The organism is Amycolatopsis sp. CA-211722, from assembly GCF_056828465.1.
Genome location: NZ_CP184752.1, coordinates 1,361,194 through 1,388,193 on the forward strand (window position 1 = coordinate 1,361,194; position 27,000 = coordinate 1,388,193).

The 27,000-nt window shown below is 69.2% G+C and carries 28 protein-coding genes; 16 read left to right on the forward strand and 12 right to left on the reverse strand.

Features of this window, described 5'->3' with window-relative positions; all coding sequences use genetic code 11:
* The first annotated feature begins 5 nt into the window (after positions 1-5).
* The 8 genes from ACOCEP_RS06710 to ACOCEP_RS06745 all read left to right on the forward strand — a co-directional run bounded on the left by ACOCEP_RS06710 (position 6) and on the right by ACOCEP_RS06745 (position 8,413).
* Entirely contained in the window at positions 6-1,010 is a 1,005-nt protein-coding gene (locus ACOCEP_RS06710) for an ABC transporter substrate-binding protein (RefSeq protein WP_482336349.1), read from the forward strand.
* Positions 1,007-1,960 (forward strand): ABC transporter permease, encoded by a 954-nt coding sequence (locus tag ACOCEP_RS06715; protein ID WP_482336350.1) that lies wholly within the window; start codon positions 1,007-1,009, stop codon positions 1,958-1,960. Before ACOCEP_RS06710 ends, ACOCEP_RS06715 begins: the two co-directional genes overlap by 4 nt.
* Positions 1,957-2,745 (forward strand): ABC transporter ATP-binding protein, encoded by a 789-nt coding sequence (locus ACOCEP_RS06720; RefSeq protein WP_482336351.1) that lies wholly within the window; start codon positions 1,957-1,959, stop codon positions 2,743-2,745. Before ACOCEP_RS06715 ends, ACOCEP_RS06720 begins: the two co-directional genes overlap by 4 nt.
* A gap of 2 nt (positions 2,746-2,747) precedes the next feature.
* Entirely contained in the window at positions 2,748-5,366 is a 2,619-nt protein-coding gene (locus ACOCEP_RS06725) for a sensor histidine kinase (protein ID WP_482339622.1), read from the forward strand.
* Positions 5,363-5,788, forward strand: a complete 426-nt coding sequence (locus tag ACOCEP_RS06730; protein ID WP_005156032.1) for a roadblock/LC7 domain-containing protein — start codon at positions 5,363-5,365, stop codon at positions 5,786-5,788. Before ACOCEP_RS06725 ends, ACOCEP_RS06730 begins: the two co-directional genes overlap by 4 nt.
* A gap of 20 nt (positions 5,789-5,808) precedes the next feature.
* Positions 5,809-6,189 carry a DUF742 domain-containing protein gene (locus tag ACOCEP_RS06735; RefSeq protein WP_034308529.1) on the forward strand — a complete coding sequence of 127 codons (381 nt, stop codon included), beginning with the start codon at positions 5,809-5,811 and terminating at the stop codon, positions 6,187-6,189.
* Entirely contained in the window at positions 6,167-6,760 is a 594-nt protein-coding gene (locus ACOCEP_RS06740) for a GTP-binding protein (protein ID WP_378442769.1), read from the forward strand. Before ACOCEP_RS06735 ends, ACOCEP_RS06740 begins: the two co-directional genes overlap by 23 nt.
* A gap of 111 nt (positions 6,761-6,871) precedes the next feature.
* Positions 6,872-8,413 (forward strand): hypothetical protein, encoded by a 1,542-nt coding sequence (locus ACOCEP_RS06745; RefSeq protein ID WP_482336352.1) that lies wholly within the window; start codon positions 6,872-6,874, stop codon positions 8,411-8,413.
* Positions 8,414-8,416: 3 nt separating this feature from the next.
* Here the strand turns inward: ACOCEP_RS06745 and ACOCEP_RS06750 are convergent, their stop codons facing one another.
* Positions 8,417-9,037, reverse strand: coding sequence for a TetR/AcrR family transcriptional regulator (locus ACOCEP_RS06750; protein ID WP_482336354.1), 621 nt, complete (start codon positions 9,035-9,037; stop codon positions 8,417-8,419).
* Positions 9,038-9,128: 91 nt separating this feature from the next.
* On the opposite strand from ACOCEP_RS06750, the gene ACOCEP_RS06755 reads away from it, so the two are divergent.
* Positions 9,129-10,220: a lipase family protein gene (locus ACOCEP_RS06755; RefSeq protein ID WP_482336356.1), complete on the forward strand. Its 1,092-nt coding sequence runs from the start codon at positions 9,129-9,131 to the stop codon at positions 10,218-10,220.
* A 320-nt stretch (positions 10,221-10,540) separates the two neighbouring features.
* Here the strand turns inward: ACOCEP_RS06755 and ACOCEP_RS06760 are convergent, their stop codons facing one another.
* From ACOCEP_RS06760 to ACOCEP_RS06785, 6 genes are read right to left on the reverse strand one after another with little or no spacing between them, the layout of a single operon-like run.
* Positions 10,541-11,275: an urease accessory protein UreD gene (locus ACOCEP_RS06760; protein ID WP_482336358.1), complete on the reverse strand. Its 735-nt coding sequence runs from the start codon at positions 11,273-11,275 to the stop codon at positions 10,541-10,543.
* The gene (gene ureG, locus ACOCEP_RS06765) at positions 11,272-11,979 is read right to left on the reverse strand and encodes an urease accessory protein UreG (RefSeq protein ID WP_482336359.1); all 708 of its coding nucleotides are present in this window, start codon (positions 11,977-11,979) and stop codon (positions 11,272-11,274) included. Before ureG ends, ACOCEP_RS06760 begins: the two co-directional genes overlap by 4 nt.
* The gene (locus ACOCEP_RS06770; protein WP_482336360.1) at positions 11,969-12,643 is read right to left on the reverse strand and encodes an urease accessory protein UreF; all 675 of its coding nucleotides are present in this window, start codon (positions 12,641-12,643) and stop codon (positions 11,969-11,971) included. Before ACOCEP_RS06770 ends, ureG begins: the two co-directional genes overlap by 11 nt.
* Complete coding sequence (locus ACOCEP_RS06775) at positions 12,643-14,364, reverse strand: urease subunit alpha (protein ID WP_482336362.1); 1,722 nt, start codon at positions 14,362-14,364, stop codon at positions 12,643-12,645. Before ACOCEP_RS06775 ends, ACOCEP_RS06770 begins: the two co-directional genes overlap by 1 nt.
* Positions 14,364-14,657 (reverse strand): urease subunit beta, encoded by a 294-nt coding sequence (locus ACOCEP_RS06780; RefSeq protein ID WP_482336364.1) that lies wholly within the window; start codon positions 14,655-14,657, stop codon positions 14,364-14,366. Before ACOCEP_RS06780 ends, ACOCEP_RS06775 begins: the two co-directional genes overlap by 1 nt.
* A gap of 12 nt (positions 14,658-14,669) precedes the next feature.
* Positions 14,670-14,972 (reverse strand): urease subunit gamma, encoded by a 303-nt coding sequence (locus ACOCEP_RS06785; protein ID WP_482336365.1) that lies wholly within the window; start codon positions 14,970-14,972, stop codon positions 14,670-14,672.
* 292 nt (positions 14,973-15,264) lie between these two features.
* Between ACOCEP_RS06785 and ACOCEP_RS06790 the strand changes: the two genes are divergently transcribed.
* Positions 15,265-16,413 (forward strand): citrate synthase 2, encoded by a 1,149-nt coding sequence (locus ACOCEP_RS06790; protein ID WP_039923558.1) that lies wholly within the window; start codon positions 15,265-15,267, stop codon positions 16,411-16,413.
* 51 nt (positions 16,414-16,464) lie between these two features.
* On the opposite strand, the gene ACOCEP_RS06795 is transcribed toward ACOCEP_RS06790, so the two are convergent.
* From ACOCEP_RS06795 to ACOCEP_RS06805, 3 genes are read right to left on the reverse strand one after another with little or no spacing between them, the layout of a single operon-like run.
* Entirely contained in the window at positions 16,465-17,055 is a 591-nt protein-coding gene (locus ACOCEP_RS06795) for a TetR/AcrR family transcriptional regulator (protein WP_482339624.1), read from the reverse strand.
* A 17-nt stretch (positions 17,056-17,072) separates the two neighbouring features.
* Entirely contained in the window at positions 17,073-18,764 is a 1,692-nt protein-coding gene (locus tag ACOCEP_RS06800) for an SDR family oxidoreductase (RefSeq protein WP_482339626.1), read from the reverse strand.
* A 36-nt stretch (positions 18,765-18,800) separates the two neighbouring features.
* Positions 18,801-20,300 (reverse strand): MFS transporter, encoded by a 1,500-nt coding sequence (locus ACOCEP_RS06805; protein ID WP_482336366.1) that lies wholly within the window; start codon positions 20,298-20,300, stop codon positions 18,801-18,803.
* 346 nt (positions 20,301-20,646) lie between these two features.
* On the opposite strand from ACOCEP_RS06805, the gene ACOCEP_RS06810 reads away from it, so the two are divergent.
* The 6 genes from ACOCEP_RS06810 to ACOCEP_RS06835 all read left to right on the forward strand — a co-directional run bounded on the left by ACOCEP_RS06810 (position 20,647) and on the right by ACOCEP_RS06835 (position 26,167).
* On the forward strand, positions 20,647-21,237 hold the full coding sequence (locus ACOCEP_RS06810; RefSeq protein WP_482336368.1) for a TetR/AcrR family transcriptional regulator: 591 nt from the start codon (positions 20,647-20,649) through the stop codon (positions 21,235-21,237).
* Positions 21,238-21,389: 152 nt separating this feature from the next.
* Positions 21,390-22,229 carry an ABC transporter ATP-binding protein gene (locus tag ACOCEP_RS06815; protein ID WP_482336369.1) on the forward strand — a complete coding sequence of 280 codons (840 nt, stop codon included), beginning with the start codon at positions 21,390-21,392 and terminating at the stop codon, positions 22,227-22,229.
* On the forward strand, positions 22,226-23,038 hold the full coding sequence (locus tag ACOCEP_RS06820; protein WP_482336370.1) for an ABC transporter permease: 813 nt from the start codon (positions 22,226-22,228) through the stop codon (positions 23,036-23,038). Before ACOCEP_RS06815 ends, ACOCEP_RS06820 begins: the two co-directional genes overlap by 4 nt.
* Positions 23,035-24,189 (forward strand): sensor histidine kinase, encoded by a 1,155-nt coding sequence (locus ACOCEP_RS06825; protein ID WP_482336371.1) that lies wholly within the window; start codon positions 23,035-23,037, stop codon positions 24,187-24,189. Before ACOCEP_RS06820 ends, ACOCEP_RS06825 begins: the two co-directional genes overlap by 4 nt.
* Positions 24,186-24,806 (forward strand): response regulator, encoded by a 621-nt coding sequence (locus tag ACOCEP_RS06830; RefSeq protein WP_482336373.1) that lies wholly within the window; start codon positions 24,186-24,188, stop codon positions 24,804-24,806. Before ACOCEP_RS06825 ends, ACOCEP_RS06830 begins: the two co-directional genes overlap by 4 nt.
* Positions 24,807-24,820: 14 nt before the next feature.
* The gene (locus tag ACOCEP_RS06835; protein ID WP_482336374.1) at positions 24,821-26,167 is read left to right on the forward strand and encodes a serine hydrolase domain-containing protein; all 1,347 of its coding nucleotides are present in this window, start codon (positions 24,821-24,823) and stop codon (positions 26,165-26,167) included.
* On the opposite strand, the gene ACOCEP_RS06840 is transcribed toward ACOCEP_RS06835, so the two are convergent.
* Together ACOCEP_RS06840 and ACOCEP_RS06845 are read right to left on the reverse strand one after the other, a co-directional pair.
* Positions 26,164-26,673: a hypothetical protein gene (locus ACOCEP_RS06840; RefSeq protein ID WP_482336375.1), complete on the reverse strand. Its 510-nt coding sequence runs from the start codon at positions 26,671-26,673 to the stop codon at positions 26,164-26,166. The two genes, ACOCEP_RS06835 and ACOCEP_RS06840, sit on opposite strands and share 4 nt — an antisense overlap.
* Positions 26,673-26,990, reverse strand: coding sequence for a hypothetical protein (locus ACOCEP_RS06845; protein WP_482336376.1), 318 nt, complete (start codon positions 26,988-26,990; stop codon positions 26,673-26,675). The genes ACOCEP_RS06840 and ACOCEP_RS06845 overlap by 1 nt, the downstream gene beginning before the upstream one ends.
* Between the last annotated feature and the right edge of the window lie 10 nt (positions 26,991-27,000).

Here is a 27,000-nt window from a genome sequence, read left to right on the forward strand (position 1 = left end):
GCGTTGTGATTTCCCGTTCCCGCCGTCTGATGACGGCGTTGTTGTGTGTTCTTTCGCTGGCGGGCGTGACCGCCCTTTCGGCTTGTTCCGACAGCACTGCCGCCTCCGGCACCAAGGTCACGATCGGTTACAGCGCCTGGCCGGGCTGGTTCCCGTGGGCGGTGGCCCAGGAGAAGGGCCTCTTCGAGAAGAACGGTGTGAACGTCGACCTGAAGTGGTTCGACAGCTACACCGAGAGCATCAACGCGCTGTCCTCCGGCGCGATCGACGCGAACAGCCAGACCCTGAACGACACGCTCGCGTCGGTCAGCGGTGGCGCGAAGCTGTCGGTCGTGCTGGTCAACGACAACTCGACGGGCAACGACAAGGTCATCGCCCGCCAGGGGATCACCAGCGTCGCCGACCTCAAGGGCAAGAAGGTCGCCGTCGAGCAGGGCACCGTCGACCACTACCTCCTGCTGCTCGCGCTGCAGGAGGCGAAGCTGACCGAGAAGGACATCGAACTGGTCCCGCTGCTGACCGACGCCGCCGCGGCCGCGTTCGTCGGCGAGCAGGTCGACGCCGTCGCCGCCTTCGCGCCCTTCACCACGAAGGCGCTCGAGCGCCCGGGCAGCCGCGCGATCGCGACGTCCGCCGAGTTCCCCGGCGCCATCCCCGACCACCTCGTCGTCTCCGAGCAGATGTCGAAGGAGCGCAAGAAGGAGGTCCAGGCGCTGGTGAACACCTGGTTCGAGACCATCGAGTGGATCAAGCAGAACCGGGACGAGGCCGTGAAGATCATGGCCAAACGCGGCGCGGTGACGGTCGAGGAGTACCAGACCTACGACGCGGGCACCACGATCTTCACCAAGCAGCAGAACCTCGACGCGTTCACCCCCGGCGTCACCCCCGCCCACCTCAACTTCCAGGCGGGCAAGATCGCCGACTTCATCGTCGCCAACGGGCTCGCCCAGGCCCCGCCGAAGTTCGACGGGCTGTTCGACGACCAGTACGTCAAGGCGGTGAAGTGAGCGCCACCGACGCGTCGGGGCGGGCCGCTCAGCGGACGGACGCCGCCGACGAGGCCGAAGCGCGCCGCCTCGAAGACGAGCAGCGGCTCGCCGAAGCGCAGGAGGAACGGCGCGGCACGCGACCGGACTGGTCGCCGCTGCCGCGCCGGGCCGGCCTCAAGCCGAACGCCTCGCCACTGTTCTCGCTGCGGACGCCGATCCCCGCGCGCTGGCGGTGGACGCTGGCGGTGGCCTCGTTCGTCATCCCGCTGCTGATCTGGGTGACCCTGAACGCGCTGGGCACGATCAAGCCGTTGTTCCTCCCGACGCCGGTCGCGGTGTTCGACGCGCTGCTGAAGATGATCGAGTCGGGCGAGCTGTTCAGCGACCTCTGGGCCACCACGCAGCGTGTGCTGCTCGGCTTCGGGCTCGCGATCCTCGTCTCGGTGCCGCTCGGCATCGTGATGGGGACGTTCGACGCGGGGCTGGCGCTGTTCGAGCCGGTCATCGCGATGCTGCGCTATCTGCCGGCGAGCGCGTTCATCCCGCTGCTGATGATCTGGCTCGGCCTCGGCGAACCGTCGAAGGTCGCGGTCCTGTTCCTCGGCACGGTCTTCTTCAACACGCTGATGATCGCCGACGCCGTCCGCGGGGTGCCGCGTTCGCTGCTCGATGTGTCGTACACGCTCGGCGCGCGGCGCGGTGAAGTCCTGCGCAAGGTGATCGTCCCGCACGCGCTGCCCGGCATGATCGACGCGACCCGCGTCAACGCCGCGGCCGCGTGGAACTTCGTGGTGGTCGCCGAACTGATCAACGCCACCGCCGGGCTCGGCCTGCGGATCATGCGGGCCCAGCGGTTCACCCAGACCGACCGGATCTTCGCGCTGCTGATCGTGATCGGCCTGCTCGGGCTGGTCATCGACATCGCCTTGCGGCTGCTGCGGGCCCGGGTCGGGAAGTGGGCGGCATGACACTCCAGCTGAAGGCGGTCGCCAAGGACTACACGGTCCGGGGCAAGACCACCCGGGCGCTCGACGGGATCGATCTCGACATCACGCGCGGCGACTTCGTCTGCGTGGTCGGCGCGAGCGGATCCGGCAAGTCGACCCTGCTGTCGCTGATCGCCGGGCTGACCGAGCCGACCGAAGGCCTGATCACCCTCGACGGCGACGCCGTGACCGGGCCCGGCCCGGAGCGCGGGCTGGTGTTCCAGCACGGCGCGCTGTACCCGTGGCGCACGGTGGAGGGCAATGTCGCGTTCGGCCTCGAACTGCTGAGCCTCGACAAGGCCGAGCGGGCGCGCCGGATCGACTGGTATCTCGAAGAGACCGGGCTCGATCAGCTGCGGAAGTCGTTGCCCAAACAGCTTTCCGGCGGGCAGAAGCAGCGGGTCGCGATCGCGCGGGCGCTGGTGTGCGAGCCCGACGTGCTGCTGCTGGACGAGCCTTTCGGCGCGCTGGACGTCCAGACCAAAGAGGACATGCAGGTGCTGCTCCGCCGGATCTGGACCGACACTCACACCACCGTGCTGATGGTGACCCACGACGTCGAAGAGGCCGTGTTCCTCGGCGGCCGCGTCGTGGTGCTGGCCTCGGATCCGGGCCGGGTGGCCGCCGACATCGAGGTCGGCCTTCCGGCGGAACGCGGCCTGGATGTCAAACGCGCGCCGGAGTTCGTCGCGCTGCGCGCGTCCATCGAAGACCTCGTCCGGGAGCAGCACCGCGGACATCTCGGGCGGAGCCGGGGAGAAAGGTGACCATGAGGCACGGGAAGACCCGGCCGGAACGCGGGTCGCGGTCCGGATTGCTGGGCAGGCTCGGCATCCGGGGCAAGCTCAACCTGCTCCTGATGCTGCCGCTGACCGCCGTGGTCCTGGTGTCGGTGCCTTACGTCGCCGGGGAGATCGACGACGCCCGGTCCGCGCGCACCACCGCCGACGTCGCGTCGCAGGCCCGCGCGCTCGGCACGCTGGCCTGGGAACTGCAGCGGGAACGGCTGCTGACGGCGCACTACATCGCGTCTTCGTCGGCGAGCAGTTCGGCGATGCTGAAACAACAGGGCGTGGTCGCGGAAACGGTGAACCAGGTGCGATCGGGGCTGAGCGCCGACGCGCCGGAAGAACTCGCGGCGGCGCTGGTGCGCATCGGATCGCTGAACGAGATCCGGGAGAACGCGCTCCGGCGCGGCGCCTCGCTCGACAGCGTGGCGCGGACCTATCACGCGGTGATCGACGCGGTCATCAACTCGCTCCGCCTGGTCCCGCAGCAGACCAGTGACGCGGCGGGCACCCAGCAGCTGACCGCGCTCGACGCGCTGCTGCGCGCGAACGAGGAGAACTCGTTGCGCGGGATGGCGTTGATCATCGTGCTGGTCACCCCCGCCTCGGGCGCTCCGGTGCTGGCCGACGCGAAACAGCAGTCGTCGCTGTTCCTCGAACGGTTCGTGCAGCAGGCCGACGTCACCCAGGCCACGCAGGTCGTCGCGGTCGAGCAGGGCGAAACGGGCCGCCGGGTCGACGCGCTGGAAGCCAGGCTCGACCAGACCCGGGGCCCGCAGGCCGTGCAGAGCCTGCTGCCGGACATCCTCGGCGCCGTCGACGCCCAGTCGAACCAGCGGCGTCTCGCCCAGGACGCGGTCACCACCGGCATCACCGACGCCGCGACCGCGCGAGCCGACGCCGCGCAGAACCTGGCGTGGACGATCGGTGTCGGCGCCGGTGTGCTGTTCCTGCTGGTCGGTGGTCTCGCGATGGCGGTCAGCCGGTCGATCGCGGATCCGCTGCGGAAGCTGACCACGGCGGCGACCTCGGTCGCGGACCTCGCGAGCACCGAACTGGTCCGCGTCACCGACACCGAGCAGGCCGAAGAGCTCGCGCCGCGGCTGGCCACCATCGACGTGTCCTCGCAGGACGAACTCGGCAAGCTGGCCGAGGCGTTCAACCGGGTGCAGGCCACCGCGGCCGAACTGGTGGAACGGCAGGCCGTCACGCGGCGCAACGTCGGCCTCATGTTCGCCAACGTCGCGAAGCGCACGCAGAACCTGGTGGGCAGGCAGCTGGCGCTGGTCGACGAGCTGGAGCGCAACGAGCAGGACGTCGCCCTGCTGGCCAGCCTCTACCGGCTCGACCATCTCTCCACCCGGCTGCGCCGGAACGCGGACAATCTCCTCGTCGTATCGGGAAACCGGGACGAGGCAAGGATTTCCGGTCCGATCGAGCTGTCGACCGCGCTGCGTTCGGCGCTCGCGGAGATCGAGGACTACCAGCGAGTGCGGCTCGGTTCGATGGGCGACGTCCTGCTGTCGTCCCCGTTCGGCTCCGATCTGGTGCTGATCTTCGCGGAGCTGCTGGAGAACGCGACGTCGTTCTCCCCGCCGGAGTCCTTTGTGGACGTCGGCACGAAGATCCTGCCCGACGGCTCCTGCCTGATCGTCATCGTGGACCAGGGCATCGGCATGACCGCCGAACGGCTCGCCGAGGAGAACCGGCGGCTGGTCGAACGCGAGCGGCTCGAACTGGCGCCGACCAGTGTGCTCGGGCTGTTCGTGGTCGGGCGGCTCGCGCGGCGGCACGGGCTCAAGGTCGAGCTGACCGAGACCGAGCCGGGAGCGGGGATCACCGCGCGGCTCACCGTCCCACCGAACCTGCTGACGTACCGGCCGCCCACGCCGAAATCCGTCCCGGCGCCGCCGGTGTGGCCGACGGCGGAACCGAGCGACGAACCCGAATCGCCGTCGCGGCCGGAGCCTGCCGCGCACGAGCCGCCGACGCTGGCGATCGCCGGGATGATCCCGCGCGGCGGTCAGCGGACCGGGGACTTCCGGTGGTTCCGCAAGACCGACGGGGAGATCGCGGAACCGGCTCCGGTACCGGTTCCCGAGCCCGTGTACCAGGCGCCCGCGCCGACGCTCACCGCCGCCGATCCCGGCGAGACCCGCGGCGGGCTGCGGCGCCGGGTCAAGGGTGCGCAGCTTCCCGGCGCCCCCGAAGCGCCTTCGCGGCAGAAGTCCAGGCATGATCCAGAAGCGGCCAAGGCGGCCTTCGACGGCTTCGAAGCCGGACTGGCGAAGGCCACCGCACCACCGGCACCACCAGCACCGCCACCGGCCGCCGCCCCGGCGCCGATGCCGACCCCGACACCGGTGCCCGCCGCCTCCCGAGGCGGTCTGACGAGAAGGGTTCCCGGCGCGCAGCTGGCGCCGGGGCTCGCGAAAGGTCCGGCCGCGCGGCACCAGACCGCGCGGGCGGCGCTGAACACCACCAAGCCCAAGGGCATGCGTGACCCCGAGGCCGAGCGTGCCGCGTTCGACGCCTTCAGTGACGGGTTGGAGAAAGCCGTCAACCCGGAGATGAAACAGAGAGAGAAGAGCAAGAGATGACGACCGGAGTCAGCGTCGAAGCCCGGAACTTCAACTGGTTGGTGACGCGCTTCGCACAGAACACGGCGAGCGCGATGGGGGCGATCGCCGTCTCGGCCGACGGCCTGCTGATCGCGATGTCGTCCGAGCTGGAGCGGGCCAACGCCGACCGGCTGGCCGCGATCTGCTCGGCGATGCTCGGCCTCGCGCACGGCGTCTCCGAGAGCCACCCGCTCGGTTCGCCCGACAAGATCATCATCGAGCTGGAGCAGGGTTACCTGCTGGTCTGCACGATCAGCATCGGCTGTTCGCTCGGCGTGCTCGCCACCAAGCAGGCCAGCCTCGGCACCATCGCCTACGAGATGGCGATGTTCGCCAACCGCGCGACCGAGGTGCTCACCCCCGCGCTGATCGAGGAACTCAAGAAGAGCGTCGGCAGCTGAACTGACGAGGGGACGAGGGAATGAGCGACGACCAGGTACCTCAGCCGCGGGGCGCCGAACAGGGCATCTCGCCGCTACGCCCGTATCTGCTCACCGCCGGCCGCGCGCAGCCGGTGGACGGCACGCTCGAAATCGAGGCTCAAGTGCTCACGAGCAGGCTCGGCGCGGCGTCGCACGCGCGGCTGACGTTCGAACGCCGGGAGATCGTTTCCCTTTGCCGGGAAACGAAATCCGTCGCCGAAGTGGCGGCGATGCTCGGCCTGCACATCGGCGTGGCCAGAGTGCTCGTGGCGGATCTCGCCGCGCTCGGCTACGTCGTGCTCCGTCGCCCGGCCGGCGCCTTCACCCAGGACCTCGGCATGATCGAAAGGGTCATTCGTGGACTCGAAGCAATTCGCTGAACCGGTGCCGGCCAAACCGCCGACCCCGGTCAAGATCGTCATCGCCGGCGGGTTCGGGGTCGGCAAGACGACCACCGTCGGCGCGATCTCCGAGATCAAACCGCTGACCACCGAGGCCGCCATGACCTCGGCGGGCGCGGCCGTCGACGGCTCCGGCGGGGAGGTGCCGTCGAAGACCACCACCACGGTGGCGCTGGACTTCGGCTGCATCACCATCGACGAAGAGGTGAAGCTGTACCTCTTCGGCACACCGGGACAGGACCGGTTCGGGTTCATGTGGCACGACCTGGTGCTGGGCGCGCTGGGCGCGCTCGTCATCGTCGACACCCGGCGGCTCGACGACTGCTATCCGGCCGTCGACTACTTCGAGAAGGCCGGGTTGCCGTTCGTGGTCGGGGTGAACGTCTTCGACGGCTCGCTCAAGCACGACCTCGAAGACGTGCGCTGGGCCCTCGCCGTCGGCGAGGACGTTCCGCTGATCACCTTCGACGCGCGGCAGCGCCTCTCGGTGCGAGACGCACTGCTGGCGGTGCTGCACAACACCTTCCGGCGGGCGTCGGCCGCGTCGTAACCCGATCGCGGACAAGAAGTGACAATTCATCCCTGAACGTCACACCATCCTGTTATCCTCGATCGCATTCCCGCCCGTCCGGCCGCGGGAATGCGAAACGGGGTGGGTGCGATGACCGGCGAGTACATGAGCGGAAGCGAGTATTCGGCGACGCTCACGGCTGCGTTGAACGGCTATTGGCAGACGCTGGAGAAGCGCTGGCTGCACGACGCCGGCCAGCTGCTGCGGGGTGGTTCGAGCCAGTTCCCCGGAGCGCCGGAGCCCGCTCGATGGCAGCCCCCGACCGAATCGTGGGGCCATCTGACGGTCTGCCCGATCGTCGAGTGGGCGGTCAATGACGGCACCGCGGCGAACCGGCCGCAGGCGGAGGCCTGCGACGGCTGGAACCAGCGAGACGTGAAGTACGTCGAGTGCCGGGCGCTCGACGTGTTCACCCAGGTCGCGGATTGGGCGTGGCGGAAACGGGAACAGCTGGCGGCCGGCATCCCGGATTTCGCGGGCGGGCCGGAACTGTCGTCACTCGAAGAGGCCTACCGCGCCTTCTCGTCCGTCGAGAAGAAGATGCGGGTCGGCGACGCGGTGGGCGACCACGACTTGGACGACCTGGTCGCGCTGCTCGCGGGCACCAACGGCCAGGCGGGCACCCGGGCTTGGATGACCGGCTGGATGGGGCTCGCGGCGAACAGCCTCCAGGACGGTTTCCTCGCGACGGTGCTGCCCACCCTCACCCATCAGGACATCCTCGTGAAGTGGCTCGGCAACAGCTACTCGTGCCGGGCCACGATCATCCACGCCGCCAGGAACAACATCCTGAACCTCATCGCGGAGGCCACCACCGCGCTCAACGAAGCCGCCCCCGCTCCGACGGAACCCCCCAAGGAGAAGCTGGTACTGAGCGCCCTCAGCGACAAGTGGGAGTACGCCAAAACCGTCATCGGCGCCTTGGGCCAAACGGCTCCGGCCGGCGTCGGCAACGCGCTGATCCTGCTCGAGTTCGCGATGAACATCACCGCGCGGCCGTTCAACTCGGACCTGCGGTTCCCGCGGCTGGACGCGTTCTTCACCCATGTGGACACCGGCGTCCGCGAACTCCACAGCGATCTGGACAAGGCCGAGAAGGACTACCACGACGCCATCAAGGCCATCGAGACCGAGATCGCCGGGGTCGACCGCATCGATCTCGAGCTCTACGACATGACGCAACCCCCGGCGAAAGGCGGAGCAAGCCAAGGCTCGGACGGAACCCAGCGCTACGCCGTGGACGTCACGGTCGTGCTGCAGCTCGCCGAGGCCTGCTACGGAGCGGCCGAGATCTACTCGGGCCTGCTCGGGGAACTCGCGAAAACCTCGTACGCCGACGGCCAGCTCGTCGGTCGCGGGGTCGTCCCCACCGAAGCCGACACCGCCCTGAAGCAGCTACGGAACGACGTCGAGTCCTTCTTCCAGAAGACGACCGCGCGCTACCTGGCGGCGGGCGACCGCATCAAGGAAGCCGCCCAGAAGTACGCGCAGACCGACGCCGAGCAGAACGAACGGCTCCAGACGGCGATCGGCACGCTCGGCGATTGGGCCAAGGAAAAGCCGGGCCAGCCCGAGGGCGAACGGCGGGACCGGATCGACCTCGACCCGGACAAGGAAGGCGCCCAGAACTGACGTTCAGGCGGGCCGGGTGATCGCGGCCAGCATCAGGGCACGGAGTTCGGCGGCGACGCCGGCGACCGGCAGCGGCGGGGTGTGCGCCTGCCACTCGCGCAGCAGCCCGGTCGCCGCGCCGACGAGCGCGATCGCCGTCAGGCGGTAGTCGCGATCCGGCGCGACCCCGTGCGCGGCGGCGTGCCGGGCCTCGGTTTCGATGAACGCGGCCCACCGGTCGACCCATTCCTGGTGCTGCGCCTCCAAAGCGGCGCTGACGCCGACGGCCTCGACGTAGTTCAGCCGCGGCATCCGGGGATCCGAAGTCACCGTGCCGACGAAGACGTCCAGCAGCGTCCCTATCCGCGTGACCGCGTCGGCGTCCTCCAGCCCTTCCAGGGTGCCGGTGACGTGCTCCAGCGCGAGCGCGTTGATGCGCTCGTGCAGGGTGAGCAGCACCTTCTCCTTGCTCTCGAACTCCTCGTAGAAATTCCGCGTCGAGACGCCCGCGCGGGTGCACAACTCGGTGATCTTCGCCTGCCGGTAGCCCGTCGAGGTGAACAGGTCCAGGGCCGCCATGAGCAGCCGTTCACGCCGCTCGGCGCGTCGTCGCTCGGGCGCGACCCCGCCGTAGGTGCGGGCCACTCGTCCTCCCCCGATTCGGTAACAGGGATTGCCAGATGCTAGCAACAGCGCCTACATTGCGAAAATCTCGATTACCAAACTGGAGGCAACGGTGCTTCGGACAGTTCTGGTCTCAGCTCTGGCAGCCACCCTGATCGGCGCGCCGGCCGCGCAAGCCGCGCCGAGCGCGCCCGGGGACCTGGTCGACTACAAACCGGTCGTCGCCACCGCCCCGGCGAAGGCCTGGAAACTCCACTACCGCTCCACGTCGGCGACAGGGCAGCCGAACACGGTGTCGGGCATCCTGCTGGTCCCGCACACACCGTGGACGAAGGGCGCCCGCCCGCTGGTCAGCTACGCCGTCGGCACCCACGGCCTCGGCGACCGCTGCGCGCCGTCGACCCGGCTGACGAACGGGTCCGAGAACGAAGTCCTCCTGATGAGCCAAGCGCTTTCGCGCGGCTGGGCGGTCGTCGTGACCGACTACGAGGGCCTCGGCACCCCGGGCACGCACACCTACGCCGTCGGCCAGTCCGAAGGCCGGGCGGTCCTCGATGCCGCCCGTGCCGCCTCCCGTGTCCCCGAAGCGGGCCTGTCCAAGACCGGGCCGGTCGGTGTTTTCGGTTACTCGCAAGGAGGTCAGGCCGCGGCCTTCGCCGGTGAACTGCAGCCGTCCTACGCGCCGGACGTCAACCTGGTCGGCGTCGCGGAAGGCGGGGTCCCGGCGGATCTGAACGCGGTCCTGAAGTTCAACGACGGCGGTCCGGCGTTCGGCCTGGTGCTCGGCGCCGCCGTCGGCTACGCGACCGCGTATCCGGAACTGCCGTTCACCGAGGTGCTCAACGCGAAGGGCGAGAGGGCCGTCGCGAAGGTCAAGGAAGCGTGCACCGTCGAACTCGGCGCGGCGGCGCCTTTCGCGCGGCTCAACGACTTCACGACCGTGCCGAACGTTTCGTCGGACCCGCGCTGGCAGGCCCGGCTCGGCGAGAACCTGGCAGGCAAGACCAAACCCGGCGCGCCGGTCTTCCTGTACCACGCGTCGCTGGACGAACTGATCCCGCTTTCGGTCGGCAAAGGCCTGCTCGACCGTTACCGCGCCCTCGGCGCCGACGTCACCTGGCAGGAATTCCCGCTGCTGGAACACATCGGCGGCGTCGCGGCGGGCGGTCCGGTCGCGATGACCTGGCTGGGCACCAAGTTCTGACGGGGAGTCGGAGGCTGGTGGCCACGCCGCCGGCACCGGACATGTCGCGAAAGCCACTTTCAGGACGTCTGACGTCCTGAAAGTGGCTTTCGCGACACTCTTCGCCGCCACACGAGCCCCACCAGTCACTTCCAGAGGGGAGCAAGGGACCTTTAGTACCGCTAGGTTTTCTAGCGACGCTAGCGCCCGGGCCGGCACGCGTGACTGAATGGACGTCACCTGTGATTGAACGGACGACACGCGTGCTCAGGCGGACGACACGTGTGATTGAAGGGACGACACGACCGAGGCCGGATTTCTGTCCCGTGTCGTCCGTCCGATCACGCGTGTCGTCCGGTCGCACCCCAGGGCTGGACCGCCTCGAACACCCGCAGGGCGGTCACGGCGTCCGGAGCCAGCGAAGTCGTGAGCGTCCCACCGGCGGCCAAGGGCGTACGCGACCACCACTCACCGGAAGCCGCGGGGACCGAAGGACCACCGACGACGAGATCGGTCGCCAGCACCCGCCGTCCGGCGAGGTGCGCGAGGCTGGAGTCCAAAGTGGAGTCCCCGATCGCCAGCGTCTGCCGCAGCACCGGAACGTCACCTCGCGTCACCTGCTGCGTGGTCTCCAAAGACCCCGGCCGCTCACCGGCCCGCCCGAGCACCAGCACCTCGCGCGTATGCAGGAACGCGTCCGGAGCCAGCGAGGCCCGGAATTCCGCGGCGTGCCGAGCTCGAGCGGTCACCACCGTCGGCTCCGGCAGATACTCCAGCGACCCGCCGTCCTCCACGACGACGTCCACAAGGGACGAACTGCCCTCACCGTGCGGCCCCGGGAGCGCGATCGTCGCCGCGACCCCGGAAAGCCGAACCGAAGCCCCGGCGCCGACGCGGATGGTCAGCTTCAGCTCGTCACCGCCCAGGGGTGACGTCGCCGAATTGACCAGATGCACCACCGCCGTCACACCGGCGCCCCGTTTGGGCAGCAGCGTGAGCGGCGCCATCGAACGCAGCTCACGCAGTACGGTCCGGCCGCCCGCGAAACAGGCGGTCAACCGCGCGTGCGCCTTCACCCCGCGCGGACCGGGAGCAGCGAGCGGACCCAGTCCGCGACCGCCGGCGCATTCGGAGTGTCCACAAGAGACTGCGTGATCACCGGCAGCTCACCCCGCATCCGGTGCGCGTCGGACGTCATCACGTCCATGTCCGCGCCGACCAGATGCGCTATGTCGATCTTGTTGATCACCAGCAGATCCGCCGTCGTGACGCCCGGGCCGCCCTTGCGCGGCACCTTGTCGCCACCGGCGACGTCGACCACGAACACCTGGCTGTCGGCGAGCCCCCGGCTGAACACCGCGGTGAGGTTGTCCCCGCCGCTTTCGATGATCACCAGGTCCAGCCCCGGAAAGCGCTCCTCCAGCCGTTCGACGGCGTCGAGGTTCGCGGTGATGTCGTCGCGGATCGCCGTATGCGGGCACGCGCCGGTCTGCACGGCCTCGATCCGCTCCGGGTCGAGCACCCCTGCCTTACGCAGGAAGTCGGCGTCTTCGGTGGTGTAGATGTCGTTCGTGACGACGGCGAGGTCCACCTCGTCGCCGAGCGCCCGGCACAGCGCCGCGGTGAGCGCGGTCTTCCCGCTCCCCACCGGCCCGCCGATCCCGATCCGGTACGCGCGCCCGGCGGTCGGCGCCTGCTCGTAGTGGTCGGGTTCCGCGGCGGTCGGGTCGAAGTTGACCGGGTGGACGTGCCCATGACCGTGACCATGCTCAGCTGGCAAAGAGACGCACCTCTTCCTGGTGATGCCGGGCGTGTGCCTCGGCGAACAGATCGAGCGCCGGAGAACCCGGCGCCGGGAGATCGGCCGGATCGTCGCCCGCGACCTCGGCCGCGCGCAGCGAAACATCCCTGACTTCTTTCGCGAGACGGGCCACGACGGCGTTCACCGCGAACGGATCGAGACCGAGCAGCCGCACGGCCGCGCTCGCCGGGCCACTGATCGCGAGGTACGCCACCGCCATCGCCGCGTCGAAGGGCACCCCGATCAGCGCGCCGGCCACCACCGGGTGATGCGGACGCGGCGTTTCCTTCAGTAGCCGCGAAAGCACCGGCGAGGGCCAGGCCGCCTTCCCAGCCCGGGCGGTTCCACGGCCCTGTGCGCGAGACGCCTCCCGCTGGGCGAGCGACGGCGTCCTGGCGTCGAGTTCGAGGTCGAGCCGTCGCCAGTGTCCACTTCGGACGTTCCGCGCGGCGGCATGGGCCGCGGCGGCGGCGAACACCGCGGCCAGTGCACCGGCCGTCCGCAACCGCCCGGAGAGGAATCCGGGCAGATCGCGCTCGTGCGTGATCAGCTTCCGGGTGACGGCCTCTTCGAGACCGCCGGAATGGACGTGCCCGCCCCCGGGAAACCGGGAGTCGGCGAGGATGAGCGCGGAGAGATCCATCAGAAGAGGAAATACCGTTGCGCCATGGGCAGTTCGGTCACTGGCCGCGGCTCGATCAGCTCACCGTCGACGTGTACCGCGAAGCTGTCCGGATCGACCCGGATCTCCGGCAACGCGTCGTTGAGCACCATGTCGGCCTTGCCCCGTGAGCGCGTGTTCGAGATCGGCACGAGCTTCCGCGCGATGCCGAACCGCTCCGCCACCCCGTTCTCCAGCGCTTCCGGTGCCACGAAATGGAAGCCGCTCGCGGCGGCGACCACCGGCGCGGCGCCGAACATCGGCCGGGCGAGCACGGGTTGCGGCGTCGGGATGGACGCGTTCGCGTCGCCCATCGCCGCCCACGCCGGGAATCCGCCCTTGAGCACCACATGCGGCCGCACGCCGAAGAACTTCGGCTCCCACAGCACGAGATCGGCGAGTTTCCCGACCTCCACCGAGCCGATCTCGCGCTCCATTCCGTGCGCGATCGCGGGGTTGATCGTGTATTTGGCGACATAGCGACGAGCCCGCAGGTTGTCGGCGGCGCCGTCGCCGGGCAGGGCGCCGCGCCGTCGTTTCATGACGTGCGCGGTCTGCCAGGTCCTGATGATCACCTCGCCGATGCGGCCCATCGCCTGCGAATCGGAGCTCATCATGGAGATCGCGCCGAGATCGTGCAGGACGTCCTCGGCCGCGATGGTCGTCGGCCGGATCCGGCTTTCGGCGAACGCCAGATCCTCGGGCACCGACGGGTTCAGGTGATGGCAGACGACGAGCATGTCGAGGTGCTCGTCGAGGGTGTTCGCGGTGTGCGGGCGGGTCGGATTCGTCGACGACGGCAGAATGTTGGGCAGCCCGGCGACCTGGATGATGTCCGGCGCGTGCCCGCCGCCCGCGCCTTCGGTGTGGTACGCGTTGATCGAGCGGCCCCGGATGGCGTCCACAGTGGACTCCAGGAACCCGGCTTCGTTCAGCGTGTCGGTGTGGATCGCCACCTGGACACCGGATTCGCCGGCCACGGTCAGGCAGGCGTCGATCGCGGCGGGCGTGCTGCCCCAGTCTTCGTGGAGTTTGAACCCACCTGCGCCGGCGGCGAGCTGTTCGCGCAGCGCCTCGTGCCGGACGGTGTTCCCCTTGCCGAGCAACAGGACGTTGACCGGCTGGCCGTCCATCGCCTGCAGCATCCGGCCGAGGTTCCACGCGCCGGGGGTGACCGTGGTGGCCTTGCTGCCTTCGGCCGGGCCGGTCCCGCCGCCGACGAGGGTGGTGAGCCCGGACGCCAGCGCGGTCTCGGTCAGCTGCGGGCAGATGAAGTGGACGTGGCAGTCGATCCCGCCCGCGGTGAGGATCTTCCCGTTGCCGGCCAGCACCTCCGTGGACGGGCCGACGACCAGCGCCGGGTCCACCCCGTCCATCGTGTCCGGGTTGCCCGCCTTGCCGATGCCGACGATCCGGCCGTCGCGGACGCCGACGTCGGCCTTGACGATCCCCCAGTGGTCCAGGATCACGACGCCGGTGATGATCAGATCCGGCGCGCCTTCGGCCCTGGTCGCCATTCCCTGACCCATGGATTCGCGGATGACCTTGCCGCCGCCGAACAACACTTCGTCGCCGCTGCCGGACGGACCCATACTGCGGTCTTCGGTGACCTCGATCGTCAGATCGGTGTCCGCGAGGCGGATCCGGTCGCCGGTCGTCGGGCCGAACAGTTCGGCGTACCGCTCGCGATCGATCGACGGCATCAGGACTCCGTCCGCAATCCGGGCACCACACGGTTCCCGGCCAGCGGGACGAGATCGACTTCGCGTTCGACGCCCGGCTCGAACCGCACCGAAGTCCCCGCGGGCACGTCGAGACGATGTCCCCGCGCGGCTTCGCGATCGAATTCGAGCCCCGGATTCACCGCCGCGAAATGGTAGTGCGACCCGACCTGGACGGGCCGGTCGCCGAGGTTGCGCACGAGCAGCCGGACCCGCGGCCTGCCCGGGTTCAGCTCGACCGGCGTGTCGCCGGTGATGATCTCCCCTGGTCGCACTCGCGGCCCTCCCTAGACGATCGGGTCGTGCACGGTGACGAGCTTCGTGCCGTCCGGGAAAGTGGCCTCGACCTGCACGGAATCGACCATTTCCGGTACTCCGTCCAGCACTTGCGCCCGGGAGAGCACCGCGCGGCCGCTCGCCACGAGTTCGCTCACCGTCCGGCCGTCACGGGCACCTTCGAGGACGTGGTCGGTGATCAGCGCGACCGCCTCTGGGTAGTTCAGCGCGACCCCGCGTTCCAGGCGTTTGCGAGCCACATCCGCCGCGACGTGGATGAGCAGTTTGTCCCGCTCCTGGGGGCTCAGGTGCATGGGAAAGGTCTATCACCGGAAACCGCCGGCCGCCCGATCTCGAAACACAGGATTTACCTCGGCGTCCGGTACACGCAAAGTGAACGTCACCGTAACTCTTCGCGTACGAAGGCCGATTCCACTGAATCGTTCTCGTAATCGTGACCGAAAGCACCACATCTTTCGATTGCCCCAGGCGGCGACGTGGAGCAAAGTTTGTCCATCCGTGCGATGAGGCGCGCCTTCGCTGCGTGCATCCCGTCCACGCATGAAACACAAAGCCGGGGAATGCGCATCGAAAGGTTTCACCACAGTGAGTACCTCCACGATCAGCACCAAGCCGTCCGACCAGGTCGACGACGGTTTCCGACCGGGTCTCGAAGGTGTGGTCGCCTTCAAGACCGAAATCGCCGAGCCCGACCGTGACGGTGGCGCGCTGCGCTATCGGGGTGTCGACATCGAGGATCTCGCCGGCAAGGTGACCTTCGGTGACGTCTGGGGTCTTCTCGTCGACAGCCGCTTCGGCCACGGGCTACCGCCCGCCGAGCCGTTCCCGCTGCCGGTGCACACCGGTGACGTCCGGGTCGACGTCCAGGCCGCGCTGGCCATGCTCGCCCCCATCTGGGGCTACCGGCCGCTGCTGGACATCACCGACGACGAAGCGCGTGACCAGCTGGCCCGCGCCTCGGTGATGGCGCTTTCGTACGTCGCCCAGTCGGCGCGCGGCATCGGGCAGCCCGCCGTCCCGCAGACCAGGGTCGACGAGGCGAAGTCGATCACCGAACGGTTCATGGTCCGCTGGCGCGGCGAGCCGGACCCGGCCCACGTCAAGGCCATCGACGCCTACTGGGTCTCGGCCGCCGAACACGGCCTCAACGCCTCGACCTTCACCGCCCGGGTGATCGCCTCGACCGGCGCCGACGTCGCCGCGGCGCTCTCCGGCGCGATCGGCGCCATGTCCGGCCCGCTGCACGGCGGCGCGCCGGCGCGGGTGCTGCCGATGATCGAAGAGGTCGAGAAGACCGGTGACGCCGTCGGCCTGGTCAAGGGCATCCTGGACCGCAAGGAACGGATGATGGGCTTCGGGCACCGCGTGTACCGCGCGGAGGACCCGCGGGCGCGCGTGCTGCGCCGCACCTGCCAGGAGCTCGGCGCGTCGCGCTACGAGGCTGCCGCGGAGCTGGAGCAGGTGGCGCTGAAGGAGCTGCGCGAGCGGCGTCCGGACCACCCGATCGAGACCAACGTCGAGTTCTGGGCGGCCGTGATCCTGGACTTCGCCCAGGTGCCGCCGCACATGATGCCCGCGATGTTCAGCTCGGCGCGCACCGCCGGCTGGGCCGCGCACATCCTGGAGCAGAAGAAGACCGGGCGCCTCGTGCGGCCGTCGGCCAAGTACGTCGGGCCGGAGCCGCGCAAGCCGGAGGACGTCGAAGGCTGGGACCTGGTCGCGAAGCAGTCCTGACGCGCGCTATGAACGGTCCGTTCCTTGCGAAATTTGCAAGGAACGGACCGTTCATAGCATCTGCGGGACCGAAGAATCATGCGCCGCGGTCGCCGAAAGCATGGCCGTGAGCTGATCGACCAGCCACCCGTCGAGCACCTCGCGCGGCACGGCACGCTCCTGCAGCCAGCTCAGCAGCGAGCCCTCGACCACCGCGGTCCAGCACCGCAACGTCAGCAGGAGCATAGGCGAGGGCTGCGACACTCCCAGCGCGCCGAGGATGAGCTCGACGGCGCGGTTGCGGACCTCGTCGATCGCCGCGTCCGTTTCCGACGTCGCGATCACCGAGCCGCTGCGCAACAGCGCGACATAACCCGCCCGGTAGTGATCGGCGACGTCGATCAGCCCGCGGACGGCGGCCCTCAGCCTGGTTTCGGGCGGGCCTTCCTCCAGGCCGGCCAGGCCGTCGATCAGGCCTTCGGTGACCGTTTTCAGCGCCTCGACCTGCAGTTCCCGCAGGCTCTTGAAGTACCGGTAGAACAGCGGCCGCGAAACCTCGGCGCGGGCGATGATGTCGTCGACCGTGACGAGTTCGGGCGCGCGCGAGCCGAACAGGTCCAGCGCGGCGCGGATCAGGTCCTCGCGGCGCGCCTCCGGCGACATCCGGCGTGGACGTCCGGTCACGGGGTGACGTCCAGTTTCGCCGCGGCCCGCAGCAGTCCCGGGGTGAGCCGGGAGAGGACCAGCGCGGCCTTGGCCTCCGGTGTCGACGGCTGGATCGCCTTGTCCTTCTCGACCGCGCGAAGGATGTCGCGCGCGACCTTTTCCGGGCCGAAACCGCGTTTCGCGTACAGCTTGCTGCTCGACTTCTGGCGCCGTTTCTGCTCGATCTCGTCGACGCCGACGAAACGGGTGGTGCTGGTGATGTTCGTGTTCACGATGCCGGGGCAGATCGCGGTCACGCCGATGTTCTCGGCGGCGAGCTCGGCCCGCAGGCAGACGCTCAACGTCAGCACGGCGGATTTCGTGGTGGCGTAGGCGGAAAGGATCTTCGACGGCAGATAAGCGGCGGCCGAAGCGACGTTGACGATCTGGCCGCCTTCCGCTCGCTCGCGCATCTGCTCGGCGAAGACGCGGCAACCATGGATGACACCCCACAGGTTCACGTCGATGAGGCGTTCCCAATCCTTGACCGTCGTGTCGAGGAACGGACCGGACAGGCCGATCCCGGCGTTGTTGACGACGATGTCCGGGACGCCGAACTCCTCCTTGACCTGCTGGGCGAACTTCTCGACCGCCTCGGCGTCGGCAGAGTCCACTGTGTACTCGCCGACGGTCGCGCCCTTGTCCCGCAGCAGTTTCGCGGTGTCGGCGGCGGCGGAGCCGTTGATGTCGGTGATGACGACGTCCGCACCCTTGTCCGCGAACGCGAGCGCCGTCGCGCGGCCGATCCCGCTGCCGGCGCCGGTGATCACGACGAGCTTGTGCGCGAAGCCTTTCGTCCTGGCCTGTTTGAGCGCGCGACTCTCCTCGCCGCCTTCGACGTGATCGATCAGCTCGGCGGTCGCGTCGGCGATCACCCGCGGTTTCTCGCGGACCACCCAGTGCGTGCCGACGATCCGGCGGATCCGGAGGTCCGGCGCCCAGCGCTCGATCTCGGTCTGCAACGGCGTGGTGACGAACTTGTCGCCGGTGGGCGCGAGCACCTGCACCGGGATCTCGGCGGGCCGCGGCCTCGGCCGGGAGAGGCGCGTGAACATGTTGGCGCGATACAGGTTGAGGCCGTACAGGCCGTCCGAAGTGGACGGCGCTCCGGCCGCCGGGTCCATCCGGCCGATCAGCGCGCCCATCGCGCCGGTGCGCCAGAGCACCTGCGGGATCAGGGGGATCTGGAAGCCGAGGATGTAGGTCGAATGCGCCCACTGGACGAGCGCGTTCTTGAGCCTTTTCGGGCTCGGACGCACCTGCGCGCGGAACCACGCGCCAGCGTGGTCGAGACTCGGCCCGGAGATCGACGTGAACGACGCGAGCCGACCGCGCAGCCTGTCCCCGGTGACCGAATGCCAGGTCTGGATGGAGCCCCAATCGTGCGCGAGCAGGTGGACCTTGCCCTCGGGCTGGACCTCGTCGACGACGGCGGCCAGGTCATCGGACAGCTGGTCCAATTTGTAGGACGCGCGTCCCGATGGCTTGTCCGAGCGGCCCGCGCCACGGACGTCGTAGACGACGACCCGGTAGCGGCGTTCCAGCAGAGCGGCGATGCCGTCCCACATCGAGCCGTTGTCCGGGTAACCGTGGACGAGCACCACCGTGGGCGCGTCGTCGACGCCGGTCACCCGGACCGAAAGGCGGACACCGTCGCTGGCCGTCACCCACTTGTGAGACATAGTGTCATGTTAGACAACTTGTCAATAACGGCGCTTGGTGAAGAGCGCGCGGCCGAGGCTCCATACGGTGTCGATCACGAGGACGAAGGTCCAGATTCGGCCGATGTTCAACAGCCAGTGACCACTGGAGTTCCAGTACCAGTCGCCAGGGTGCGGGCCCCCGAACAACGCTTCGGCGGGCCAGCTGTGACCGGCGAACGCCAGCGCCGCCTGCGCGACGACGTAGACCGCGACATGGACGATCCAGTTCCGGAGCGGGTTCGCGCGCTTGTTCGGTTCCTCCGTCACCGATTCGGCCGCTTGTGGACCGTCCTCGATCGTGCGGGGTACCGGCCTTTCCTTTTGTGACACCGTTTTTCGTGGTTCCACGGGAAACTCCGCAACCCCGACACGCCGTACGGCGCCACGAACCACAAAGGATCCGAAGAGCAGGAGCGCCGCCGCGCCGAAGCACGCGACACGCCAACCGGCGTCCGAACCGTAGAGCTGACCCGCCACGAAGGTCCCGATCGTCGCTCCGAGTAGCGTCGCGCTCTCGTAGATCCCCATCGCGCGGCCGAGACTGAGCCCGGCCGCCTCGGCGACCACCGCCTGCTCCACCGGGATGGCGGCCGCGAACGCCGCCGCGGACAGCACCCACATCACCGCGAGCACCGGCGGACTCGGCGCGAAGGACAACCCGGCCGCGAAGATCGCGCTCGCCACCATCGCCAGTGCGAGCACCCGCGTCCGGCCGACTTTGCGGACGAAGCCGTGCAGGTAGTCCGGCAGCAGGCTGTACACGATGAAGCCGGGAATGAAGACGGCGGCGATCTCGCCGAGCTGAAGCTGATGCCCGCGTTGCAGGTGCATCAGGAGCAACAGGGCGACGCCGGCCTCGGCCATCGCGGTCAGCGCGACGAGCGCGAGCATCGGGCGCATCCTCTTGCCCAGTTGCAGCAGCCGTGGCGCGCCTTCTTCGCGCACGGGCGTGGATTTCGCGTTCAGCAGGACGACCGCGGCCACCGCGCAGGCCGCCGCGCCGAGCCAGAACACGCCCCGGTAGTCGATCCAGGCGATGGCGGTCAGCGCGACCACGAACGCGATCCACGTCCCGCCACCCTCGGCCGCGAACAACTTGCTGAACGCTCCGTCGTCCCCGGCGAGCCCCTCCCCCACGCGGGCTCGCAACGCGACCCAGAACAGCGCACCGCCGGCGCCGCCGAGAACCGCGGCCAGATAGGCGACCCCGATCCCCGGAGCCACCGCGTAGACCACAAAGGACAGTCCATAGAGGACCGCGCCGATGGCCGCGATCCGGCCACGGTCGAACCGGTCCGCGAGGGAACCCGCGATCGGCCGGACCACGAATGACACCAGCGTCTCCAGCGCGGTCAGCGCCCCGACCTCGGCGGCCGACGCGCCGAGCTGGCTCCCCACCCACAACGGCAGGAGGAAATCGAGTACCTCCGCCGGCCCCTTGGTCAGCGCGGCGGCGAGCTGGTTCTCCTCCGCCCTTCGTTTCTGCGCTACTTCGTCCACCCCAGTACCCCCTTTTCGGATACGACTGTATTCTAAAAGAGGGTGGCCCTGCAAGGCGGGCGCCGAGACGGAGTCGGTCCAGGAGGGTCTCGCGTGCTTGGAGCCGAACACCCGAGTGCGGCACCCAAGCACGCGAGTCACGGTTCTGATCACACGAATCACGTCTTCGCGCCACCCGCCACGGTGACGAACGGGCTCTGTCACGTGAGCCCAGGGGCGAAGGGGCCCTTCGTCGCATCGGACGCGGCGAAGGGAGCCTTCACCCCACCACGAGCCCGCCCACGAACCCGAAACGCCACTCACGACCCGCCCGGCCCATCCGGTGCACAGAGAGGAGGATGCATCCGTGCCGAAGATCGTGGACCACGCCGAACGCCGCAGGGAGATCGCCGGCGCCCTCCTGCGCATCGTCGCGCGCGAAGGCGTCGAGGCCGTCAGCGTGCGCTCGGTCGCCGTCGAAGCCGGGGTGTCCGCAGGCGCGGTGCAGAAGTACTTCTCCACCAAGGAAGACCTGTTCCGGTTCGCCCTCGACATGACCAGCGAGTTCCTGGAGCAGCGCTGGAACACCCTCGACCAGTCCGGCGACCTGCTGGACCTGCTGCTGCGCCTGCTTTTCGAGGCGATGCCGCTCGACGAGCAACGCCGCGCGGAGGTGATCGTCATCAACGCCTTCACCGCCCGCGCCGCCGTCCGGCCGTCCTGGGCCGAGTTCATCCGCACCGGTTACGACGAGCTCGCGGAGATCACGACGCAGTACCTCTCGAAAGCGCAGTCGGAGGGCCACGTCCGGAACGACCTCGCGGCGAGCGACCTGGCCGATGCCGTCCTCGCCCTGTCGGACGGCTTCGCGAACCGAATGCTCACCGCCGCCGATCCGGCCGCGCTCCTTCCCTCCCTCGAAACCTCGGTTCGGACGCTCCTGACTCCACGCGTTTAGTCCTCTAGATGCGGTCCTTGCACACGCAACTACCGCATCTAGAGGACTAAACGCGGCGAGGGCGGTGCCACCGGTGTCCATCGATCGGTTGACAGCCGGGTTCAGTCCAGCGGTCGTCCCGGGACAGCGGCCCGCTGAAGCACGATCGAGGTATGAAGACAGCGGTGAGAGTGCGTGGCCTGCGTAAGGAGTACCCGGGCCACACGGCCGTCGGGGGGATCGACCTCGACATCGAGCCGGGCGAGGTGTTCGCGCTGCTCGGCCCCAACGGGGCGGGCAAGACGACCACGGTCGAGATCCTGGAGGGCCATCGCGAGAGAACCCAAGGCGAGGTCGACGTCCTCGGCGAGGATCCCGGCACCGCGGACCGGGCTTGGCGGGCGCGGCTCGGGATCGTGTTGCAGACGGCCAACGACGCGGCCGAGCTCACCGTCGCCGAAACCGTCCGGCACTTCGCCCGCTACTACCCAGACCCCCGCGACGTCGGAGAAGTGATCGAGAAGGTGGGCCTGACCGATAAGGCGGGTGCCCGCGTCAAAAGCCTGTCCGGAGGCCAACGACGTCGTGTGGACGTCGCGCTCGGGATCATCGGACGGCCCGAGCTGGTGTTCCTCGACGAGCCCACGACCGGATTCGATCCGGCGGCCCGGCGCCGGTTCTGGGAGCTGATCAGGAGTCTCGCCCGCGAAGGCACCACGATCCTGCTCACCACGCACTATCTGGACGAGGCCGAGGCGCTGGCCGACCGGGTCGCGGTCATCACCCGCGGCGCGATCGTCGCCGAAGGGACGCCGCAGACGCTCGGCGGCCGGGCGACCGCGGAGGCCACCGTCCGCTGGACCGACGCGCGCGGTGGCCACCAGGAGCGCACCCATTTCCCGGCCAAGCTGATCCGCGAACTCTCCGCCGACGGTCACGAGCCCATCGAGCTGACCGTCCACCGCCCCACCCTCGAAGACACCTACCTCGACCTGATCGGAGAAGCCCGATGAGCGCGCCGGCCCTCCCGGGCACCCTCTCGCTCGGTCTCGTCCGCGGCGCCGCGGAGATCAAACAGTTCTTCCGCATCCGCGAGCAGGTGATCTTCACCTTCGCCTTCCCCTCGCTGCTGATGATCCTGCTCGGCTCGATGCTGAACTCCTCGATGCCCGGGATGGCGATCACCACCGGCCAGGTGCTGGCCGCGGGCATGATCGGCTCCGGCATCGTCTCGACGTCCTTCACCAGCATCGGGATCAACCTCGCGTCCGACCGCGAGCTCGGCGCGCTGAAACGGCTGCGTGGCACACCGATGCCCGCGGCGGCCTACTTCGCCGGCAAGATCATCCTGGTGGGCTTCACCAGCGTCGCGCAGGTGGCGCTGATGTCGATCGTGGGCAGCCTGCTGTTCGACCTGGAACTGCCGACCGACCCGGCGAAACTGCTGACCGCGCTGTGGGTCTTCCTCCTCGGCATCACCGGTTGCACGCTGCTGGGCATCGCGCTCGGCTCGGTCACCAAGACGGTCAGCGGCGCGGTCGCGGTGACGAACCTGATCTACATCGCGCTGCAGTTCATCTCCGGGGTGTTCGTCACGCCGATCACCACGCTGCCGAAGGTTATGGTCGACATCGCTTCGTTCTTCCCGGTGAAGTGGATCTGCCAGGGCTTCCGCTCGGTGTTCCTGCCGGCCGAGGCCGCGAGTCAGGAGATGGCGGGGACATGGGAACTTCCGATGGTGGCGCTGGTGCTGACGGCGTGGTGCGCCGCGGGGCTGCTGCTGGCGAAGCTGACGTTCCGCTGGTCGAACGAAGGCAGGTGAACGCCTGGGAGCGGTTCTACTGGCTCTGGGAGGTCCTGTTCGGAGTCACCTTCGTCGCGACGACGGCCTTGGTGGTTCTCGATGACGGGACGACGACCGCCAAAGCGGTCGCGCTCCTGTGCCTGGCCGGACTCGGCGCGACCTACCTGGTCCAAGGACGCCGCCTCGTCAAGGGCCCCGAGTACGAGCACACGCCGTGGCTGTTCGCCGGGACGCTGATGCTCTTCACGCTGGGCGCCGTCTTCGCCTCGGGCAACTCCAGCTTCATCCTCTTCCTGGTCTGCCCTGTGCTGTACATGACGATGCCGACGAAGGCGGCGTCGATCCTCACCACGGCGGCGGTGCTGTCGAGCCCGGCGTCGCTGCTCGTCCGGGGCGGGCTCGACGAGCAGCCGGTCCTGCTGCCGATGACGGCGATCCTGATCATCTTCAGCCTCCTCGCCGGCCGCTACACCACCCAGATCATCGAGCAGAGCAAGAGCAGGGCGGCGCTGATCGACCAGCTGAAAGCCAGCCAGGCCGAGGTTTCCCGGCTTTCGCGGGAGGCGGGGACGGCCGCCGAACGCGAACGCATGGCCCGCGAGATCCACGACACGCTGGCGCAGGGTTTCACCAGCATCGTCACGCTCACCCAGGCTATCGAGTCCGAAATGGACACCGATCCGAAGGCGGCCCGCCGTCATCTGGAGCTCGCGGCCCGGACGGCGCGGGAGAACCTGGCGGAGGCGCGGGCGATGGTCGCGGCTCAGGGGCCGTCGGCGCTCGCCGCCACTTCACTGGAGGAAGCCTTGCGCCGTCAGGTGGAACGGCTGGCCGAGGAGACCGGGATCGAGGCGTCGATCGACGTCGACGGCCCGCTGCCCGCGCTACCGATGGCCACCGAGGTCGTCCTGTTGCGAGGAGCGCAGGAGGCCTTGAGCAACATCCGCAAGCATTCCCGCGCCACCTCGGCCGCGCTCCGGCTGTCCACTATGGATGGACGGGTCCGGCTCGCCGTGACCGACGACGGCGCCGGATTCGACCCCGGGGCGCCCACCGAGGGCTTCGGCCTGGCGGGGATGCGGGCGCGCACCGATCAGGTCGGTGGCATCGTGACACTGAAGAGCGAACCCGGTGCGGGGACGAGGCTGGAACTGGAGGTACCCGCGTGATCACGATCATGCTGGTCGACGATCACCCCGTGGTGCGGGAAGGCCTGCGCGGCATGCTGGAGGCCGAGCCGGACCTGAGCGTCGTCGGGGAAGCGGGTTCCGGCGACGAGGCGGTCGCGCTGAGCCGGGTCAAGCAGCCGGACGTGATCCTGATGGATCTGCGGATGCCCGGTCTCGACGGCGTCGGCGCGACGCGGAAGATCCTCGCCGACCGGCCGGAACAGCGGGTCGTCGTGCTCACCACCTACGAGACGGACGCGGACATCCTGCGCGCGGTCGAAGCCGGCGCCTCCGGGTACCTGCTGAAGGACGCTTCGCGCGCGGAGCTGGCCGGTGCGATCCGTGCCGCGTCGCGCGGCGAGACGGTCTTGGCGCCTTCGGTGGCCGGGAAGCTGGTGAACCGCGTGCGCAACCCGACGACGTCACCGTTGTCGGCGCGCGAGATCGAAGTGCTCCGGCTGGTGGCGAGGGGAAGCACCAACGCCGAGATCGGCCGGACACTCCACATCAGCGAGGCGACGGTCAAGACCCATCTGCTGCGCGTGTTCGGCAAACTGGACGTTTCGGACCGTACGGCCGCTGTGACCACCGCTATGCGACTGGGCCTGCTCGGGTAGGCAGAATGCGACCCATGCTTGCCTCGACCGAATTGGCGCTGCTTCGCCGCCTCGCGCACGAGCAATCCTCGTGCCGCGCCCCGTCCATCGTCGCCGCCGTCGTCCGCGACGGGGAACTCGCCTGGTCAGGAGGGCGCGGGCGGGTCAACGGCGAGACACCCGGCGCCGACACGCAGTACCGGCTCGGCTCGATCACCAAGACACTCGTCGCGACGGCCGTCATGCGGTTGCGCGACGAGGGCAAGCTCGACCTCAACGACCCGCTGGAGCAGCACCTGCCGGGCACCGCGTTCGGCTCGGCCACCATCGCGCAGCTGCTGTCGCACACCTCGGGCCTGACGGCGGAATCGCCCGGTTCCTGGTGGGAGCGCACCGTGGGCGTCGACTGGGACGCGCTGGTAGAGAGCCTCAAGGACGGCGCGACGCGGCTGCGGCCGGGCAGCCGGTTCCACTACAGCAACGTCGGTTACGGCGTGCTCGGCGAGCTGGTCGCCCGGCACCGCGGGCAGTCTTGGCTCGACGTCGTCCGCGCCGAAATCCTCGGCCCGCTCGGGATGACCCGCACCTCGCCGCATCCCGAAGGCGCGCACGCGAACGGGTTCGCGGTGCACCCCTTCGCCGATCTCCTCATGCCGGAGCCGTCGCCGGACGCGGGCGCGATGGCGCCGGCCGGGCAGCTGTGGTCGACGATCACCGACCTCGCCCGCTGGACGTCGTTCCTCGGCGGCCACACCGGCGGCGTGCTGAGCGAGCAGACCGTCGCGGAGATGCGCGAAATGGTCACCGTGGACGACGGCGACGCCTGGACCACCGGGTTCGGCCTCGGTGTCATGCTGGTCCGCACCGAAGGCAGGCGGCTGGCCGGGCACACCGGATCGATGCCGGGGTTCCTCGCCTGCTCGCTGGTCGACGCGAACGCCGGTATCGGCGCGCTGGTGCTGACGAACTCGACGGCGGGTGTCGGCATCACGCAGCTCTGCCTCGACCTGATGAAGCTGACCGAACAGCACGAGCCCGCCATGCCCGCGGAATGGCAACCGTCCACAGTGGATCCGAAGCTGCTGGAGCTGACCGGGCTGTGGCACTGGGGGCCGACGCCGTACCACCTGCGGCTGCTTCCTGGTGGCTTGTTCTCCCTCGCGCCGACCGACGGCCCAGGCCGCGCGTCGCGCTTCGCGCCGGTGGGTGAGGACACCTGGGTCGGGCTCGACGCCTACTACGCGGGCGAAATGCTGCGGGTCGGACGGGATTCGGCGGGCAAGCCGAACCACCTCGACCTCGCGACGTTCATCTTCTCTCGGACCCCGTTCGACCCGGCCGCGCCCATCCCGGGCGGCGTCGACCCCGGGGGCTGGCGCTAACGGAAGCGGACGGCGGCGGTCGTGAACACACGGCCGCCGTCGGCGCACACCGGGACGTCGCCGTAACGGGCGTCGCCGACGACCCACATCCGGCGCGGACCGCGCAAGGACTCGGCGAGTTCGTCAGGGCAGTCCTCGATGACGAACTTCGCCGGGGCGCCCTCGAGCACCACCCACCCGCGCGTGGTCCCGGCGTCCGGATCCAGCGCGGCGGTGGCCAGCGTCCAAGGGCCCAACACGACGTCGAGGGCACCTTCACGGCGCTGGATGGTGAACCGCAGCGCCGCCCACCACTGGCGGATCCTCGGCGACGACCTCTCCCCCGGGAGATCTCCGTGCATCCAGGACGGCAAGCCGGGAACGAACACGAGCACGAGCGCGCCCACGAAACCGACGATCGCGCCGATGGTGGCGGTGTCGTCCCAGTCGCGGAAGATCCAGTGCCCGCCGAGCCCGAGGAAGTACAGGAGCAGGAAACCCCATCTGGGTCTCCAGGGTTCGGGCATCAGGCAGCCGGGGTGTGCCCGACCGCCGAGCCGACGGCCGCGATGAACTTGCGGGCGATGCGCTTGCCCTCGCCCCAGTCGACGAAGCCGAACTTCAAGCTCGTCTGGATCGCCAGCCCGGAGCCCTCCGTCGTCCGCTCCACCTTCACGGTGACCGTCTGCCCGTAGCTGAAGAAGCCGAGCTTCGTCGAGAAGGTGACATACCCGGCCGCGGCGTCGTAATAGGGGACCTGGCCCTTCACCGCGTCGACCCCGTTCGGGAGGGCCTGCCACAACACCTCAGGGGGAACCGGGAATCGCTCGTGCACTGTCGCCATGAGGCGAGAA

Excerpts from the sequence above, each read along its gene's own strand:
- ACOCEP_RS06720 (WP_482336351.1), top strand. The coding sequence starts at position 1,957 with ATGACACTCCAGCTGAAGGCGGTCGCCAAGGACTACACGGTCCGGGGC.
- ACOCEP_RS06725 (WP_482339622.1), top strand. The coding sequence starts at position 2,748 with ATGAGGCACGGGAAGACCCGGCCGGAACGCGGGTCGCGGTCCGGATTG.
- ACOCEP_RS06730 (WP_005156032.1), top strand. The coding sequence starts at position 5,363 with ATGACGACCGGAGTCAGCGTCGAAGCCCGGAACTTCAACTGGTTGGTG.
- ACOCEP_RS06735 (WP_034308529.1), top strand. The coding sequence starts at position 5,809 with ATGAGCGACGACCAGGTACCTCAGCCGCGGGGCGCCGAACAGGGCATC.
- ACOCEP_RS06745 (WP_482336352.1), top strand. The coding sequence starts at position 6,872 with ATGACCGGCGAGTACATGAGCGGAAGCGAGTATTCGGCGACGCTCACG.
- ACOCEP_RS06770 (WP_482336360.1), bottom strand. The coding sequence starts at position 12,643 with ATGGATCTCTCCGCGCTCATCCTCGCCGACTCCCGGTTTCCCGGGGGC.
- ACOCEP_RS06775 (WP_482336362.1), bottom strand. The coding sequence starts at position 14,364 with ATGCCGTCGATCGATCGCGAGCGGTACGCCGAACTGTTCGGCCCGACG.
- ACOCEP_RS06785 (WP_482336365.1), bottom strand. The coding sequence starts at position 14,972 with ATGCACCTGAGCCCCCAGGAGCGGGACAAACTGCTCATCCACGTCGCG.
- ACOCEP_RS06795 (WP_482339624.1), bottom strand. The coding sequence starts at position 17,055 with ATGTCGCCGGAGGCGCGCCGCGAGGACCTGATCCGCGCCGCGCTGGAC.
- ACOCEP_RS06815 (WP_482336369.1), top strand. The coding sequence starts at position 21,390 with ATGAAGACAGCGGTGAGAGTGCGTGGCCTGCGTAAGGAGTACCCGGGC.
- ACOCEP_RS06820 (WP_482336370.1), top strand. The coding sequence starts at position 22,226 with ATGAGCGCGCCGGCCCTCCCGGGCACCCTCTCGCTCGGTCTCGTCCGC.
- ACOCEP_RS06835 (WP_482336374.1), top strand. The coding sequence starts at position 24,821 with ATGCTTGCCTCGACCGAATTGGCGCTGCTTCGCCGCCTCGCGCACGAG.
- ACOCEP_RS06840 (WP_482336375.1), bottom strand. The coding sequence starts at position 26,673 with ATGCCCGAACCCTGGAGACCCAGATGGGGTTTCCTGCTCCTGTACTTC.
- ACOCEP_RS06845 (WP_482336376.1), bottom strand. The coding sequence starts at position 26,990 with ATGGCGACAGTGCACGAGCGATTCCCGGTTCCCCCTGAGGTGTTGTGG.